This is a genomic window from Pseudomonas stagnisoli, from assembly GCF_048595745.1.
Taxonomy (GTDB): domain Bacteria; phylum Pseudomonadota; class Gammaproteobacteria; order Pseudomonadales; family Pseudomonadaceae; genus Aquipseudomonas; species Aquipseudomonas alcaligenes_A.
Window position 1 is genome coordinate 1,431,518 of record NZ_CP184361.1, and the last position, 15,115, is coordinate 1,446,632.

Genomic DNA, 15,115 nt, shown 5'->3' on the forward strand with positions numbered 1-15,115 from the left:
GCTGGCCGAACAAAGGCAGAAGGGTAGCGAAAAGCGCCGCTCAGGGGAATGCTGCGGCGGTTGTGCAACACCTGAGCCGCCAGTACCATTACGGCTCTCTTTTTCCGGCAGGAGCGGTTGCATGATTTCGGGCAGTATGGTGGCACTGGTCACGCCCATGGACGCACAAGGCGGTCTGGACTGGGACGCCCTGAGCAAACTGGTCGACTTCCACCTGCAGGAAGGCACGAACGCCATTGTTGCCGTCGGCACCACCGGTGAGTCCGCGACCCTGGATGTCCACGAGCACGTGGAAGTCATCCGCCGCGTGGTCGACCAGGTGGCTGGGCGCATCCCGGTGATCGCCGGCACCGGCGCCAACAGCACCCGCGAGGCCGTCGAGCTGACCCAGAACGCCAAGAGCGTCGGCGCCGATGCCTGCCTGCTGGTCACCCCCTACTACAACAAGCCGACTCAGGAAGGTCTCTATCAGCACTTCCGGCATATCGCCGAGGCAGTAGCGATTCCGCAGATCCTTTACAACGTGCCGGGCCGTACCGCCTGCGACATGCTGCCGGAGACCGTCGAGCGCCTGGCCAAGGTCGCCAACATCATTGGTATCAAGGAAGCCACTGGCGACCTGCAGCGCGCTCAGGACATTCTCAATCGCGTGAGTTCCGACTTCCTGGTCTACTCCGGCGATGATGCCACCGCCGTCGAGCTGATGCTGATGGGCGGCAAGGGCAATATCTCGGTGACAGCCAACGTCGCCCCGCGTGCCATGGCCGAGCTGTGCGCCGCCGCGATGCGCGGTGATGCCGCCACCGCGCGGGCGATCAACGAGCGCCTGATGCCGCTGCACAAGAATCTGTTCATCGAATCGAACCCGATTCCGGTGAAGTGGGCCCTGCATGAGATGGGACTGATGCAGGACGGCATCCGCCTGCCGCTGACCTGGCTCAGCCCGCGTTGTCACGAACCGCTGCGGCAGGCCATGCGCCAGTCCGGCGTCCTGGCTTAATCGAGGAATACTTGCGCATGAAGCGACTGGCTGGACTCTCCACCCTTGCCCTGATCATCTCCAGTACCAGCGGCTGTGGCTGGCTGTGGGGCGACGAAGGTTACTTCCGTGACCGCTCCACCGACTATCTGGACGCGCGCCAGACCGCGCCGATGCAGATGCCGGCCAATGTTGACGCCAAGCGCATCGATCCGCTGTTGCCGGTTCCGGCACACGTGGCGACCAGCTCAGAGACGCCTCAGAGCTTCGAGGTGCCGCGTCCGCAGGCACTCGGTGCTGCGGCCGAGTCCAACGAATTCAGCCTGCAGAAGAGCGGTGATTCGCGTTGGCTGGTGGCGCAGCGTACGCCGGCGGAAGTCTGGCCGGTGGCGCGCTCCTACTTCGAGAACAACGGTTTCCGCATCGCCGAGGAGCGTCCGCAGACCGGCGAATTCGTTACCGAATGGCAGGGCGCACAGGACCTGGCGCCGTCCATGGGCCGTCGTGTCGGCAGCCTGATGAGCGACACCGATAACCAGTTGCGGGTGCGCGTGCGCATCGAGCCGGGCGTGGTGCGCAACACCAGCGAAGTCTTCGTGGTAAGTGTCGAGCGTGAGGAAGGCAGCAGCGCCGACGTGGGCTTCCCGGCTCGCAGCGGTAACGCCAGCCTGGAGGCTTCACTGCTCGACGGCATGCTCGCCGATCTGGGCAGTACTTCCGAGCATGGCTCGGTCTCTCTGCTGGCCGCGCGCAGCTATGACGCGCCAAGCCGTGTGAGCCTGACTCAGGATGGCGCCGGCAACCCGGTACTCAACCTCAGCACCGACTTCGACCGCGCCTGGTCCAGCGTGGGGCGCGCCCTGGAACTGGGGGATGTGCGCGTCGACGACATCAACCGCAGCCTAGGCGTGTACTACGTCAACCTGGCCGAGGGCGCGAAGAAGCCCGAGGAGAAGAAGGGCTTCATCAGCGGCCTGTTCGGCAGCGAGCCGACCAAGGAAGAGATCGATGCGCGCGCCGAGCGTTATCAGGTACGCCTGACCCGCAACGCCGGCGGCGACGTGCAGGTCACCGTGGAGAAGGACATCAACACCGTGGCGCCGGAAGATGTGGCCCGCCGTGTACTCACCCTGATCCAGGAAAACCTCGGCTGATCCGCTCCGGCCGCGGCCGGAGCCACAGCGAACCGATAGGCGAAACCCTCAGGGTTTCGCCTGTTTCGTTTTGAACCAGGCGGAAAATCGACATGACCACACCTACCACCCTCAGCCTGAAGAAGATCTACTCCGGCAAGGTCCGCGATCTCTACGAAATCGATGAAAAGCGCATGCTGATGGTCGCCAGCGACCGCCTGTCGGCCTTCGACGTGATCCTCGAGGAGCCGATTCCGGAGAAGGGCAAGATCCTCACCGCCATCTCCAATTTCTGGTTCGACAAGCTCAAGGACCTGGTGCCCAACCACTTCACCGGCGACAAGGTCGAAGACGTGGTGCCGGCCGCCGAACTGCCGTTGGTCGAGGGCCGCGCGGTGGTGGCCAAGCGCCTCAAGCCGGTCGCGGTGGAGGCCATCGTGCGCGGCTACATCGTCGGTTCCGGCTGGAAGGAATATCAGAAGAGCGGCACCGTCTGCGGCATCCAGCTGCCGGCCGGGCTGAAGGAAGCGGCCAAGCTGCCGCAGCCGATCTTCACCCCATCGACCAAGGCCGCCGTCGGTGACCACGACGAGAACATCAGCTTCGCGCAGTGCGAAGCCATCATCGGCGCCGAGCTGGCGGCCAAGGTGCGTGACACCGCCATCGCCCTTTACAGCGCGGCGGTCGAGTATGCGGCCACTCGCGGCATCATCATCGCCGACACCAAGTTCGAGTTCGGTCTGGATGAAGACGGCACCCTGACCCTAATGGACGAGGCGCTGACCCCCGACTCCAGTCGCTTCTGGCCGGCCGACAGCTACGCCGAAGGCAGCAACCCGCCCAGCTTCGACAAGCAGTTCGTGCGTGACTGGCTGGAATCCACCGGCTGGAACAAGCAGCCACCAGCACCGGCCGTGCCGGCCGATGTCGCGCAGAAGACCGCCGACAAGTACCGCGAGGCGCTGACCCGCCTGACCCAGTGACGTCTGTCTAGGCGAGAGAGGGGGGCAGCGGCCCCCTTTTTCATTTCGGCAGCGCAAGCGGTTGATCAGCCAAGAAAAAATGCTGGACTAAAGGCTCTCAACTGGTATCATGCGCACCGCTTTGGGAAGATGCCGGAGTGGTCGAACGGGACGGATTCGAAATCCGTTGTGTCAGCAATGGCACCTAGGGTTCAAATCCCTATCTTCCCGCCATATCCAAAGCCTAAACCCCTGAAACTCCTAGAGTTTCGGGGGTTTTGCATTTTGGGGTGGTGACTGCCGATTGGGCTCGATGACCAGCTCGCAAGGCGTACGGCTAGCGCGCTCAGTTCCGCGTGCCAGTTGTTCGGGCGCGGGGCCGTGGTGAGCACCGGCCCGATGGCGTGTTGTTCGTTAGCGTTGTCTGGTGGTGCTGCGCGTTTCGGCGTCGCTCCAGGGGAGCTCACCCTCGCTGCTTTCGCCATCCGGGCGTTCTACCGGTGTGGCGAGGACCTTGTCGATGCGCTTGCCGTCCATGTCCACGACCTCGAACATCCAGCCGTCCCATTCGACGCGGTCACTGGTGGCCGGTACCCGGCCGAGCAACAGCATGAACATGCCCGATACCGTGTGGTAGCGGCCCTTGTCTTCTTCGGGGACCGTCTTTAGGTTCAGGCGATCCTTCATTTCAGGAATCGGTATGGCTCCGTCCAGTAACCAGGAGCCGTCATGGCGCTGTACGGCCCAGGCGTCTTCCTCATTATTGGGGGTGAACTCACCAGTGACCGCCTCCAGCACATCCTGAAGAGTCACGATACCTTCCAGCTCGCCGTACTCGTCGATCACGAATGCCATCTGCATGCCGCTGGCCCGGAACTGCTCGAGCAGCTCCATGCCCGTGAGGGTTTCCGGCACGAATACGCAGGGGTGCAATTGCTCGCTGAAGTCGGGTTTCTCTCCCTTGGCCAGGCAGGCAAACGCCTGCTTGGCATGCAGCACGCCCAGCAGGTTGTCGAGCCCGCCGTCGCAGACCGGAAAGCGAGAATGTTCGGATTCGATCATGATCTGGATGTTCTCTTCCGGTGTCTTGCGTATGTCCACGAAAACCAGATCCGAGCGCGGGATCATCAGAGAGCCGAGTTGGCGATCATCCAGGCGGAATACGTTGCGCACCATCTCATGCTGGTGCTGCTCGATCACACCAGCTTCCGAGCCTTCCTCCAGCATGGCGTGTATCTCTTCTTCGGTTACGCCGGAGTTACTGGCCTGGCGTACGCCCATGATCCGCAGAATGGTGTGGGTGGACCATGACAGCAGCACGACGAATGGGCGCGTAAGGAACGACAGGGTCACCATCGGCCTGGCCACGAGGCGGGCAATAGCCTCGGGGTTGAGTTGGCCGATGCGTTTGGGTACCAGTTCGCCGATGACGATGGATACATAGGTAATGACGATCACCACGCCAGCGGTCGCGCCAATGCTTGCCGTTGCGTCGGGTACGCCCAGGCTGTGCAGCCACTTCGCCAGCGGAGCGGCGAGCACGGCCTCACCGACGATACCGTTGAGGATGCCAATTGAGGTGATGCCGATTTGGATGGTCGAGAGAAACTTGGTTGGGTCTTCGCCCAGCTTCAGGGCGATTGCAGCTGCTGAATCACCCTCGGCGGCCAGCTTCATCAGGCGTGCTTTCCGCGCTGCGACCAGGGCGATCTCCGACATGGCGAAGAGGCCGTTAAGGACGATCAGCAAAGCCAATGCAACAAATTCCACGTTTCATCTCCCACGTACGCCGTTGGCGCACGGATAACTGTTTCGTTCCGGCCAGGTCAAGCAGCTGTCAGGCCCGGCTCCATTCATGCGGTCATGCTGCCGAGCGACAAGCATGAAACGTCGCTTGCCTACAGGCGGTCATCGTCCAGGTTCAGCAGGCTGCTGCGGGTGCACAGGCCGATGAGAGTGCCATCAAGGTCGCATAAAGCGCCGAGTTCAGCCTGCTTGCGGCTCAGCAGGCGAATGGCCTCATCGACACTGATCGAGACGGGCAGGCAGGGGGTGACGATGATCCGGGACAGCAAATCGGGGGCATGCCTCAGCAATTCAGCGCGCAGCGATTCACGTGTGGCGTAGCCCAGTGGGAAATCATCATCAGCGGAGGTGAATACCAGACAGCAGGAGTTTTCCCGGCGCATCACTGCGTCGTACAGGGCTTCGAATGTGTCGTTGAGGTAGATGCGCTCGAACTGGTGCAGTGGCGTGCTGATCGACGGCAGCAGGGCCGAGAGCGGTGTGATCGAATCCGCCGCATGAGCGACTGGCATAAGGTCGCAGTGAGGGTTGGTCTCTTCAGGGAAGGTGCGACTGGGAGGTTCCGATGAAATGGTCATGCAGAAAGGTGTTAGCCAAGGGAACCAAAGCATAAACCTTGCTGTCGCGCGGGAGGCAGAGCATCTTTTACAAGCTGTTTCCCATCGCCGTCCGCCTGGCCCGCTTGGGCGATATGGCTGTTGGCGCGCCTGCTGTGCCGGTTTCCGGCCGCTGCATAGTCGAGGCTCGGGCTGAGTTATCTGGCGTGGCCGCCATTGATCGCGTGGTTGTTCGGCGCGTTTGCGGCGGCGCGGTGCAGGTTTTGTCTGTTTGCTATTAATCTGCTAATTTTGTTGCAAACAGACATGGTGAGGCGATCATGAGTGCGCTCAGCAAACCCAATGTCGACGCCGGCGCTGTCCTGCTCAAGGCGCTGCTTAACAGCCGTGAGCAGCTGGGCCTGACCCAGCAGGAGCTGGCGGCGATAGTCGGCGTCAACCGTTCCGCCATCAGTCGCTGGAGCGACAGCGGCGGGCTGCGTCCGGAGAGCAAAACCGGTGAGCTGGCCTTGCTGCTGATCCGTATCTACCGAGCCCTGTTCGCCCTGTTTGGTGGCAATCTGGACGACATGCGGCATTTCCTGCGCACCGAGAATCGGCATCTGGCTGGCGTGCCTTTGCAGCAGATGGGGCAGGTGCAGGGCCTGGTGCGGGTGGTTGAGTACCTGGACGCCATCCGTGGCAAGGTCTGAGGGCCTGCTGTATTGAGCACCCCGTCCGTGGCGTTTGCCACTTCTGATTGATCCTCGACAGGTTCTGACCTTTTTTCTGAGCGCCCCCAGCAGTGGGGCTGAGCGAGCTTTCGATATGGATATCTGGCAGGTCTGTGAGGGAGAGCAGCAGATCATTCCCCTGCGCGGTCGTCTGGTGCGGCTGGTCGAGAACCAGGGCCAGGTCGCAACCTTGCAGTTGGTGGATACGCTGGAGGAGCAGGCGTTGCTCGAACAGTTGCTGGAGAGCAGCAAACCGCCGTTGCCATCCAGCGACGAGCCGCTGCACTACCTGTTGCGCACGCCGTTTCGCTACCCGCCGCTGCGCTGGGGCTCGCGTTTCGGTCGGCGTCATGAGCCCAGCCTGTTCTACGCCGCTTGCCGGCTGGAAACGGCGATGGCCGAGACGGCCTTCTATCGCTTCGTGCTGTGGTACGGCATGGTCGAGCCGCCGCCCAGTGGTCGTATTCTTTCCGAACACTCATCCTTCGAGGCGCGCTACCAGGTGCAGCGCGGGGTGCGTCTGCAGCTGCCGCCGTTCGACCGCCATCGCGCGCTGCTCACCCACCGCAGTGACTATCGCGCCACTCACAGCCTCGGTAGCGCAATGCGCGAAGCGGGGGTGGAAGCCTTCGAGTACCCCTCGGCACGTTGTCCGAGGGGCGGCAACAATGTCGCCCTGTACGTGCCGGCAGCCTTCAGCGAGAGGCGCCCACGCAACCTGCAACCCTGGCTGTGTGAAACCACGGCAGGTTACGTGGCGTTCAAGAACGCCCAGGCGCCCGATACACCACGCCTGTACGCCCTTGATCTCTATCTCGAGGATGGCGTGCTGCCGCAACCTGCCTGATCAGTGGCTGTGCTCGGCGGCCGGGGCGTCTTTCTGCACGGCGACTTCGACCTGCACCTCGCCTGCGTGCTCGAAGCGCAGGGTCATGGGGAAACGCTCGCCGTCCTTGAGTTGCTGCTTCACCCCGAACAGCATCACGTGGTAGCCCATGGGCACGAACTTCACCTCGCCGCCGGCGGGTACATCCACGCCCTGTACCTGTTGCATCTTCATCAGACCGTCCTTGTGCACGTGCTCGTGCAGCTCGACTTTCTGTGCCTGCGGCGAGCTGGCTGCGAGCAGACGGTCGGCTGTTGCACCCTGGTTGTGCAGGGTGAAGAAGGCTGCGGCATTCGGAGCGCTTGGGGGCATTTCGCGGGACCAGGGGTGGTCGATCTGGATCTGGCCTGCCTTGTACTCATGGGCCTGAGCCATCAGCGGTGACAGCATCAGTCCGGTCAACAGCAAAAGTGTTTTGGCGTTCATGGTGTTTCTCCTTGGGGGGCGTTGAGCGTGGTCGAAGCAGTGCGCTGCGGGCGCCGGGCATGCAGCCAGAGGCCCGTACAGGCGAGCAAGAGCAATGACAATGCGCTGAGGCTCAGCAGCAGGTCTTTGGTGACTTTACCCAGATGATTGAGCAGTTCCCACTTGTGCAGGTAGGCGAATATGGCGCCTTCCAGGCGATCGGCGTTGCTGACGCGCGCGGCCAGTGCGCCATCGACCGGATCAAGGAAGAGCGCGCTGTTGTCGGCGTCATCGTAGCTCGCCTTGAGCACTGGCAGGCGCTTGAAAATGAAGCCGTACTCATGGTCGAAGCGCTCCTGCAGCTGGATTTCCCGTGGCTGGCCAAGGCCCCGTTGCGCGGCGTAGTAGGCAAAGCGCTGCTGCAGGTAGCGCTGCGCCGCCGCGTCGGGCAAGGGCTCGCCACCGGCAGTGCGGTAGAGCAGGGCATGGTCCGCTTCCAGGCGCCAGGTGGGCTCGCCATCGAGCTCAACCAGGTGCAGGCGATACAGTGAATCCCCTGGCGGTAGCCATTCTGGCGCGGGCGCGCCGACCAGCTTGGCCGTGCTCAGTTGTGCGGCATAGTCCACTAGGGGCGCAGGCGCGGCGCGTTTGTGCAGCAGGTGCCAGGTGCCGCTGGCCAGGAAGCTCAGGCTCACCAGAGCCAGCAGCATGCCGCCCCAGCCATGCAGGCGGCGCAGCCGGGTGGGCGCGCGCCTGCGCGCGATGAACAGCGCCAAGCCGAGGAGCGCCGTCAGCGCCACGCTGGCGAGCAATACCAGCATCAGCACCACCCGCCAGGTGCCCGCGTGCTGCAGCCAGGCGAAGCTGTGCAACTGCTGGAACAGCAGGCTGAACCATGCCTTGCGGTCGTCCACCAGCGTGCCGAGACGATCCTGGTAGAGGTCGACATACAGGCGCAGGCCGTCCTCGCGTGCAGTGTCCACGCGCGCGGCCGGCAACAGGCGGTTGATGAAGGCGTACTCGCTGCTGAAGCCCGTCAGGTTGCCGCGATAGCGCAGGCCGGCGTCCTCGCCGAGATAATGCGCGGCAAGGCTCTCGGCGTGGCGGGCCGCGAGATCGGCAGGTGCGCCCGTGCGGGCATGCCAGTAACGTGGTTCGCTCTGTCCGGGCAGGCGCGCCTGGTAGTAAGGCTGGCCATCCAGCACCAGCAGGCGCAGGCCGGCCACCGCCGGTACTCCGGCAGTAGCCAGCACCTGGGCTGGCGCACGCAGCTGCTCCAGCGGCAGGGCCGGACGGGGCGCCACGAATTGCGCCGGGCGAGGCTGCAGCGCGCTCATCAGCGGATGCAGCATGCCACTGGCCGCCCAGGTGAATACCCCCAGGCAGGCCAGCAGTGCCAGGCGCCGGTGCCACGGTAGCAGCCGCAGCAGGCGTTGGCGCCAGCGCATCACATCCGCCACTCCAGGCCGACGTACAGGCTGCGACCGTCACCCGGGAGGAACAGCGCCGCATCCTGGCCGTTGGCGTTGGCCACGACACCGGTGGTGGCGATGTAGGTCTTGTCGGCGAGATTGCGGCCTTCAACGAAGAAGCCCAGACCATCATCCGGTCGGTAGCCGCCTTTCAGGCCCCAGATGGCATAGCCTTCGGCATACAGGCTTTCGGCATGGTCGACGGCATAGTGGGTCGGCACCCATTCCAGGGTCGGACCGGCATACCAGCCCGCCTTCTGCCAGAGCGCCTCGCCTTTGAGGAACTGGCGCGGCACGCCGGCGATGCGGTTGTCGCCGTAGACCTCGTCGTTGTCGAAGCGGAAGTCGTTGAACAGGTATTGGCCGCGCAGCACGAAGTCGCCCAGGGTCCAGGCGGCGCCGAACTCGATCCCCTGGTGGATGGTGCGGTCGGCGTTGGTGGTGATGACATTGCCTTGTCGGGTCGGGTCTGTGTAGCCGATCAGCTCGTCGCGAATCTCGCTGCGGTAAACCGCCATGTCGACATCCAGGTCACCGCGCGCCCAGCGCAGGCCCGCTTCCAGGGTGTTGGCCTTTTGCGCGTCGTTCTCGCTGACGATGGCGCCGCCGGAGAGCTCGCTGAAGGTCGGCGGCTCGAAGCTCTGGCTGAAGTTGGTGAACAGTTGCAGCTCTTCATTCAGGTCATGGCGCAGGCCGATGCGTCCGCTGCGACCGATGTAGGTCTTGTTGAACGACTCGTCCTGCGGCAGGCAGAAGCCGGTGACGAAGGCATTGCAACGCAGGCGGTCATCCACGTCGCGCTCCTGGTGCTGCCAGGCTGCGCCGGTAATCAGCGCCCAGCGTTCCGCCAGTGGGATTTCCAGTTCGCCAAACAGGTTGAGGTTGCGTGCGGTCTGGTGCAGCTCATTGAGCTTGTTGCCGCTGTGGCCACTCTGGTTGGCGTAGCGCGAGTCCCAGGCGCGGCCGTGGCTGCTGTCCAGTCCGCCTTGCCAGCGCCAGCCGGCGTCGTTCTGCCACTTGTGGGTCAGACGCAGGCCATAGTCCTCATAATCGATGTCCAGTACCTGGAAGATGGGGTGGAACAGCGACTTCTCGCTGTAATAGGTGGCCAGTTCGAGGCTGTGCCCGCCGTTCAGCTCCAGCACGCTGATATTGCCCAGGCGGTTGAGGGTGAAGTCGCGCTGGTTGTCTTTGCTGACCGACTCGGCCGCAGCCTGTTCCGGATTGTCGCGCAGCTGGGCTTTGCTGAGATTGCCTGGCAGGTCCGAATCGGTCTCCACGTGGGTCAGGTAGAAGCGAGTGGAGAGGCGATCATTGATACGGCCGCCCAGGTTGGCGAAGTAGCGCTGGTTATCCTGGCGAGCGTGTTCGCGGAAGCCGTCCTGCGCATAGTCGTTGAGGCTGACGAAGGCGTCCCAGTCGCCGAAATCCTGGGCGAATGCGGCGTACAGGCGCTGGTAGTCGAAGCTGCCAGCCTCGGCGCGCAGGGTCACCGGGGCGGCGGTCTTGCCGGTGGGGCTGACGAAGTTGATCGCGCCCCCCAGGTTGGCGGCGCCGTAACGCCAGGCGTTGGCGCCGCGTAGCACTTCGATATGGTCGGTGGCCAGCGGCTCGATGCTCTGGAAGTCGAAGCTGCCGTCCGCCATGTTCACCGGCGCGCCGTCCTGCATCAGCAGCAGGCCGCGGCCATGGAAGGTGCGTTGCAGGCCCGAGCCGCGAATCGACAGACGCGCCTCTTCGGCGCCGAAGCGTGGCTGGATGAACACGCCGGTGGCCAGGCCGAGGGCATCCTGCATGGTGCTGCTGCGGCCATTTTTGTATTGCTCGGCATCGACCACGCCGGCGCCGCCCGGAATCTGGGCGAACTCGGCTTTTTTCTCGGCCTGGGTGGGCGCGGTGGGGTCGCTAACATGGCGACCTTCGATCTGGGTGGTTTCCAGTTGCAGCTGCTCGCTGGCCTGGGCGCTGTGCGCCAGGCCCAGGCTGAGCGTCAGCAGGCTGGGGATAAACAGGGGACGCAGGGCGGCTTCAATCGTTCTTTTCATGGTTCCGATCCGGGTATGGCGAGGTGCACGCGGGCGCACTCGCGACGTGCAGAATGACAATGGCTGCGGCCCGGCCAGGACGGCCGGGTGGGATCAGAACAGCGGGGAGGCGCGGGGGTTGGCCGAGGGCCAGGAGTAGCGGGGAGGGGCCTTGTGGCGTGGCTCGTGGGGCGGGCGTGGCGCCGGCGGGATGCGCAGCAGCCAGGCCAGCACGAACAGCAGGCCCAGGCTGACGATGGCGCTGCCACAGACTGCACAGCTGAACGGGCTGCTCAGCTGGGCGGAGTCATTGCCGGACAGATCGTCGCCAAAGCCTGCGCCGGAGCTGCCACTGGCCGAGCAATACAGCCCACCGATACCGCTCAGCTCCAGGCCGGCGTATTGGCCATGGGCAAGGGCGCAGGCGACCAGATTGCTCAGGATGCACAGATAGAGCATCCAGGCAGTGGCGGCACGGTGGAGTGGGCGGAGTTTCATGGGCGGCGACTCTAGCACCGGAGGGAGGGGGACCGGAATCCCCCCGTGGATGCGCCCCGATGTCGCGGTCTGGCCGCTCCGAAACGGGGCAGGCCCCGTGGCAGAGCGTCGCAGTTGTGCACAATCGCGAGGCAGGCTGTCAACTTCCTGTCATAACCCGGCGTAAACCCCTGATTCTCGTTGGATAATTTTTAATTCATTGAAAAATAAGGATTTTTTTAATTGGTGAAAAAATCGCCAGTTTGACTGTAAGCCGCGTTTCTTCGGGGTTGAGAAGGTTTTTCACCCAGTTGTCCACGGAGTTATCCACAGCTTCTGTGGATGTTTTAGAGCCTTTGTTCTAGAGCAGCTTTTCGCGGTGCTTGGCAAGTCTTTACCGGCAGAAAAAAGAGAGTAGAGTGGCGCGCCCCGTTGTCAGCCAATGCTTACATGAAGTCTCGCGCCCTGTTTGTCAGCCCGTCGCAACCTGCGCCACAACAACGTCTGCCACTGCGCCTGGCTCTCTGGCTGCTCGATCGCCCGCGTCTGAGTCACCATGCCAGCGTCAAGCGTATCGCTGGGCGCCTGCTCAAGCAGCCGGCGCGTCAGGGCGTGGTGGTCGCCCAGAGCCGTCTGGGGCAGATGTTGTGCCGGGAGTGCGGCAATGCCCGTGATCGGCGCATCGGCCTGGAGCTGTTGCGCCAGGCGGCCCGCTCGGGCGACCTGCGGGCCCAGCTGGAACTCGGCCGGCATTACTGCCAGCCGCGCCAGCGTGAACCGTTGCAGGCTCGCCACTGGCTGGAGGCCGCCGCCGCACAGGGCTCCCACGAAGCTGCCCGGCTGTTGCAGCGCCTCAACCCCTGAGCCGCACGCGGGTATACTGCCGGGCAGTTTTCCCACCGCCCGCGAGTCTGCCCCGTGCCCTTTGCCTTCGTTCTCGATCCGACTAACTTGCTCCTCGGCCTGCTGCTGGGTGCCGCACCGCTGGCCGTGCTGGCCTGGAATCTCCAGCGTGCCCAGGCCGGCCAGGCCGCCGAGCGCCTGCTGCTGGAAGAGCGCCTGAGCCAGGCGCGCCTGGCCCAGGAGGGCTTGTCGGTGCAGCTCGAGGGTCTGCAGGATGATCTGCGCGCGCAGCAGCAGCAGAGCAGCCAGCAGCAGGCCGAGCTGGCGGCCCTGCGCCGCGAGCGCGAGTTGCTCGGGCGCGAGCGCGAGGCCGCGCAGCTTGCTGCTCAGGAGTGGGCGCGTGAACGGGAACAGAAGGAGAGCCAACTACGCCAGCTGGACAGCCAGCGTGCCGCCCTGGCCGCCGAGCTGCGCGAGCAGCAGGAGAACCAGCAGCAGCGTCTGGCTGATCTGCAAGGTGCGCGCGACGAGTTGCGCGCACAGTTCGCCGAGCTGGCCGGGAAGATCTTCGATGAGCGCGAGCAGCGCTTCGCCGAAACCAGCCAGCAGCGCCTGGGTCAGCTGCTTGATCCGCTCAAGGAACGCATCCAGGCGTTCGAGAAGCGCGTCGAGGAGAGCTACCAGAACGAGGCGCGCGAGCGTTTCTCCCTGGCCAAGGAGCTGGAGCGCCTGCAGCAGCTCAACCAGCGCCTGGGTGACGAGGCGACCAACCTGACCCGTGCGCTCAAGGGCCAGAAGACCCAGGGCAACTGGGGCGAGCTGGTGCTGGAACGGGTGCTGGAGCATGCCGGCCTGGAGAAGGGCCGCGAATACCAGACCCAGGTCAGCCTCAAGGGTAGCGACGGCGAGCGCTTCCAGCCGGACGTGCTGATCCAGCTGCCGGGCGACAAGCAGGTGGTGGTCGATGCCAAGGTCAGCCTGACCGCCTATCAGGCGCTGATCGCCGCCGAGGACGAGGAAGGCCGCGCGGCCGCGCTGAAACAGCACGTGCTGAGCCTGCGCAGCCACCTCAAGGGCCTCTCGGTGAAGGACTACCAGCGCCTGGAAGGCCTGCACAGCCTGGACTTCGTGCTGCTCTTCGTGCCCATCGAGGCGGCCTTCGCCGCTGCCCTGCAGGCCGATCCGGGGCTGTTCCAGGAGGCCTTCGAGCAGCACATCGTGATCGTCAGCCCGACCACCCTGCTGGCCACCCTGCGAGTGATCGACAGTCTCTGGCGTCAGGAGCGGCAGAGCCAGAATGCCCGCGATATCGCCGAGCGCGCCGGCCAGCTGTACGACAAGTTCGTCGCCTTCATCGGCGACCTGGACGAAGTCGGCAGCCGCCTCAAGCAGCTCGACAAGGCCTACGACGCGGCGCGCAACAAACTGTGCGAAGGTCGCGGCAACCTGATCAACCGGGTCGAGAACCTCAAGCTGCTCGGCGCCCGCGCCAGCAAGAGCCTGCCGGCCGAGCTGATTGAACGTGCCTCCGGTGTGCCGCAGCTGGACGAGGCGGGCGAGTAGGTCAGACCAGCAGCAGGGCCGCCAGGCCCAGCAGCAGGCCCAGGCCCATCACCGGCAGGGTACGCAGGGCCAGTTCGCGGCCGCCGATCAGGGCGATCAGCCCGGCCTTGACCAGGCTGTTGCTCAGCGCCGCCAGGTAGATGCCCTGCACCGCCAGTTCCGCCGCCATGTCGCCCTTGGCGCTGCGCGCCAGCGACAGGGTGATGGCGTCCACGTCGGACAGGCCGGAGAGAATCGCCACACCCCAGACTCCGGCATGACCGAACCATTCGCGGGCGGCCTCGATCAGCAGCAGGATCAACGCCAGCAGGGCGGCGAAGCGCAGCGCCGGGGCCAGCTCGAAGGGGTTCTTCAGCGGCGGCTCGACCGTCTGCTGCAGTTCGCTGCCGGCGATGCGGTAGAACACCAGGGCACCGCCGGCGTAAACCAGCCCGGCCAGGCCCAGCGGCAGCAACAGGTGCGGCAGCAGCGCGGCGTTGATCAGGCCGACTTCCAGCAGCACGCGCGGGAACATCAGTGCCGAGGTGGCCAGCAGGGCGCAGGCGAGCATGGCGCGCAGCTGGCGGCCGTCATGCAGGCGCGACAGGGTGATGGTCATGGCGGTGGACGACACCACGCCGCCGAGCAGGGCGGTGACCAGCAGGCCGTGACGGGTGCCGATGACGCGAATGGCCACGTAGGCGGCAAAGCCAATGGCGGCGATCAGTACCACCATCCACCACACTGCATAGGGGTTGAAGGCCTGCCAGGGGCCGTAACCCTGATTGGGCAGCACCGGTAGCAGTACCAGGGAGATGAACAGTAGCTTCAGTGCGCCCGACAGCTCGGCTTCGGAAAGCCGGCGCAGGCCGCTGTGCAGCGGTTCCTTGAGGCTCAGCAGCAAGGCCACCGCTACCGCGCCGCCGGCGGCCAGGCTGTGCTCACCGGCCATGGCCAGGCTGCCGAGGAGGAAGGTCACCAGCAGGGCGATCTCGCTGGTCAGCCCCAGGTCGCCGCTGCGGCGTACCTCGCCGATGTATCCCGCCAGCGCATGCAGGCCGACCAGCAGGGCGATGGCGATCCAGGCCGCCACGCCGAAATGGTTGCCGAGCAGGGCGGCCAGGCCACCGAGCAGGCCGACCAGACCGAAGGTGCGGATGCCTGCCACCAGGTGCGTGTCGTCGGTGTCGCGCGCGCGCCAGCCGCGCTCGGCGCCAATCAGCAGGCCGGCGGCGAGGGCGGTAGCGAGGTTGAGGGCAAGTTCTGCGGCGGGTGACATCGGCGCTCCTTCGGCGCGGCGGATGAACGCATTCTAG

14 protein-coding genes and 1 tRNA gene are annotated in these 15,115 nt (G+C 64.7%); 8 read left to right on the forward strand and 7 right to left on the reverse strand.

The window, feature by feature from the left end:
• The first annotated feature begins 121 nt into the window (after positions 1–121).
• The 4 genes from dapA (at position 122) to ACOAPY_RS07000 (ending at position 3,308) form a co-directional block, all read left to right on the forward strand.
• Positions 122–1,000 (forward strand): 4-hydroxy-tetrahydrodipicolinate synthase, encoded by an 879-nt coding sequence (gene dapA, locus ACOAPY_RS06985; protein WP_076584326.1) that lies wholly within the window; start codon positions 122–124, stop codon positions 998–1,000.
• Positions 1,001–1,017: 17 nt separating this feature from the next.
• Positions 1,018–2,133: an outer membrane protein assembly factor BamC gene (gene bamC, locus ACOAPY_RS06990; protein ID WP_465155852.1), complete on the forward strand. Its 1,116-nt coding sequence runs from the start codon at positions 1,018–1,020 to the stop codon at positions 2,131–2,133.
• A gap of 92 nt (positions 2,134–2,225) precedes the next feature.
• The gene (locus tag ACOAPY_RS06995) at positions 2,226–3,095 is read left to right on the forward strand and encodes a phosphoribosylaminoimidazolesuccinocarboxamide synthase (RefSeq protein WP_076426289.1); all 870 of its coding nucleotides are present in this window, start codon (positions 2,226–2,228) and stop codon (positions 3,093–3,095) included.
• Positions 3,096–3,218: 123 nt separating this feature from the next.
• Positions 3,219–3,308: transfer RNA gene (locus tag ACOAPY_RS07000), tRNA-Ser, on the forward strand.
• Positions 3,309–3,488: 180 nt separating this feature from the next.
• Here the strand turns inward: ACOAPY_RS07000 and ACOAPY_RS07005 are convergent.
• Together ACOAPY_RS07005 and ACOAPY_RS07010 are read right to left on the reverse strand one after the other, a co-directional pair.
• A complete protein-coding gene (locus tag ACOAPY_RS07005) occupies positions 3,489–4,844 on the reverse strand; it encodes a hemolysin family protein (RefSeq protein ID WP_076584329.1) in 1,356 nt (451 codons plus the stop codon).
• A 128-nt stretch (positions 4,845–4,972) separates the two neighbouring features.
• A complete protein-coding gene (locus ACOAPY_RS07010) occupies positions 4,973–5,458 on the reverse strand; it encodes a CBS domain-containing protein (RefSeq protein ID WP_465155854.1) in 486 nt (161 codons plus the stop codon).
• A 299-nt stretch (positions 5,459–5,757) separates the two neighbouring features.
• Between ACOAPY_RS07010 and ACOAPY_RS07015 the strand changes: the two genes are divergently transcribed.
• Both ACOAPY_RS07015 and ACOAPY_RS07020 read left to right on the forward strand, forming a co-directional pair.
• Positions 5,758–6,129 (forward strand): XRE family transcriptional regulator, encoded by a 372-nt coding sequence (locus tag ACOAPY_RS07015; RefSeq protein WP_076426286.1) that lies wholly within the window; start codon positions 5,758–5,760, stop codon positions 6,127–6,129.
• 115 nt (positions 6,130–6,244) lie between these two features.
• Positions 6,245–6,997 (forward strand): RES family NAD+ phosphorylase, encoded by a 753-nt coding sequence (locus tag ACOAPY_RS07020; protein WP_465155857.1) that lies wholly within the window; start codon positions 6,245–6,247, stop codon positions 6,995–6,997.
• On the opposite strand, the gene ACOAPY_RS07025 is transcribed toward ACOAPY_RS07020, so the two are convergent.
• The 4 genes from ACOAPY_RS07025 to ACOAPY_RS07040 form a co-directional block, all read right to left on the reverse strand.
• Positions 6,998–7,462: a copper chaperone PCu(A)C gene (locus ACOAPY_RS07025; protein WP_465155859.1), complete on the reverse strand. Its 465-nt coding sequence runs from the start codon at positions 7,460–7,462 to the stop codon at positions 6,998–7,000.
• A complete protein-coding gene (locus ACOAPY_RS07030; RefSeq protein WP_465156732.1) occupies positions 7,459–8,889 on the reverse strand; it encodes a PepSY domain-containing protein in 1,431 nt (476 codons plus the stop codon). Before ACOAPY_RS07030 ends, ACOAPY_RS07025 begins: the two co-directional genes overlap by 4 nt.
• Positions 8,889–10,958 (reverse strand): TonB-dependent receptor family protein, encoded by a 2,070-nt coding sequence (locus ACOAPY_RS07035; protein ID WP_465155861.1) that lies wholly within the window; start codon positions 10,956–10,958, stop codon positions 8,889–8,891. Before ACOAPY_RS07035 ends, ACOAPY_RS07030 begins: the two co-directional genes overlap by 1 nt.
• 93 nt (positions 10,959–11,051) lie before the next feature.
• Positions 11,052–11,435: a DUF2946 domain-containing protein gene (locus tag ACOAPY_RS07040; RefSeq protein ID WP_465155862.1), complete on the reverse strand. Its 384-nt coding sequence runs from the start codon at positions 11,433–11,435 to the stop codon at positions 11,052–11,054.
• 429 nt (positions 11,436–11,864) lie between these two features.
• On the opposite strand from ACOAPY_RS07040, the gene ACOAPY_RS07045 reads away from it, so the two are divergent.
• Together ACOAPY_RS07045 and ACOAPY_RS07050 are read left to right on the forward strand one after the other, a co-directional pair.
• Positions 11,865–12,278 (forward strand): tetratricopeptide repeat protein, encoded by a 414-nt coding sequence (locus ACOAPY_RS07045; protein WP_076584336.1) that lies wholly within the window; start codon positions 11,865–11,867, stop codon positions 12,276–12,278.
• 180 nt (positions 12,279–12,458) lie between these two features.
• The gene (locus ACOAPY_RS07050) at positions 12,459–13,820 is read left to right on the forward strand and encodes a DNA recombination protein RmuC (RefSeq protein ID WP_465156734.1); all 1,362 of its coding nucleotides are present in this window, start codon (positions 12,459–12,461) and stop codon (positions 13,818–13,820) included.
• Position 13,821: 1 nt separating this feature from the next.
• On the opposite strand, the gene ACOAPY_RS07055 is transcribed toward ACOAPY_RS07050, so the two are convergent.
• A complete protein-coding gene (locus ACOAPY_RS07055) occupies positions 13,822–15,078 on the reverse strand; it encodes an MgtC/SapB family protein (RefSeq protein WP_465155864.1) in 1,257 nt (418 codons plus the stop codon).
• Between the last annotated feature and the right edge of the window lie 37 nt (positions 15,079–15,115).

Excerpts from the sequence above, each read along its gene's own strand:
- dapA (WP_076584326.1), top strand. The coding sequence starts at position 122 with ATGATTTCGGGCAGTATGGTGGCACTGGTCACGCCCATGGACGCACAA.
- bamC (WP_465155852.1), top strand. The coding sequence starts at position 1,018 with ATGAAGCGACTGGCTGGACTCTCCACCCTTGCCCTGATCATCTCCAGT.
- ACOAPY_RS06995 (WP_076426289.1), top strand. The coding sequence starts at position 2,226 with ATGACCACACCTACCACCCTCAGCCTGAAGAAGATCTACTCCGGCAAG.
- ACOAPY_RS07010 (WP_465155854.1), bottom strand. The coding sequence starts at position 5,458 with ATGACCATTTCATCGGAACCTCCCAGTCGCACCTTCCCTGAAGAGACC.
- ACOAPY_RS07015 (WP_076426286.1), top strand. The coding sequence starts at position 5,758 with ATGAGTGCGCTCAGCAAACCCAATGTCGACGCCGGCGCTGTCCTGCTC.
- ACOAPY_RS07020 (WP_465155857.1), top strand. The coding sequence starts at position 6,245 with ATGGATATCTGGCAGGTCTGTGAGGGAGAGCAGCAGATCATTCCCCTG.
- ACOAPY_RS07025 (WP_465155859.1), bottom strand. The coding sequence starts at position 7,462 with ATGAACGCCAAAACACTTTTGCTGTTGACCGGACTGATGCTGTCACCG.
- ACOAPY_RS07030 (WP_465156732.1), bottom strand. The coding sequence starts at position 8,889 with ATGCGCTGGCGCCAACGCCTGCTGCGGCTGCTACCGTGGCACCGGCGC.
- ACOAPY_RS07035 (WP_465155861.1), bottom strand. The coding sequence starts at position 10,958 with ATGAAAAGAACGATTGAAGCCGCCCTGCGTCCCCTGTTTATCCCCAGC.
- ACOAPY_RS07040 (WP_465155862.1), bottom strand. The coding sequence starts at position 11,435 with ATGAAACTCCGCCCACTCCACCGTGCCGCCACTGCCTGGATGCTCTAT.
- ACOAPY_RS07045 (WP_076584336.1), top strand. The coding sequence starts at position 11,865 with ATGAAGTCTCGCGCCCTGTTTGTCAGCCCGTCGCAACCTGCGCCACAA.
- ACOAPY_RS07055 (WP_465155864.1), bottom strand. The coding sequence starts at position 15,078 with ATGTCACCCGCCGCAGAACTTGCCCTCAACCTCGCTACCGCCCTCGCC.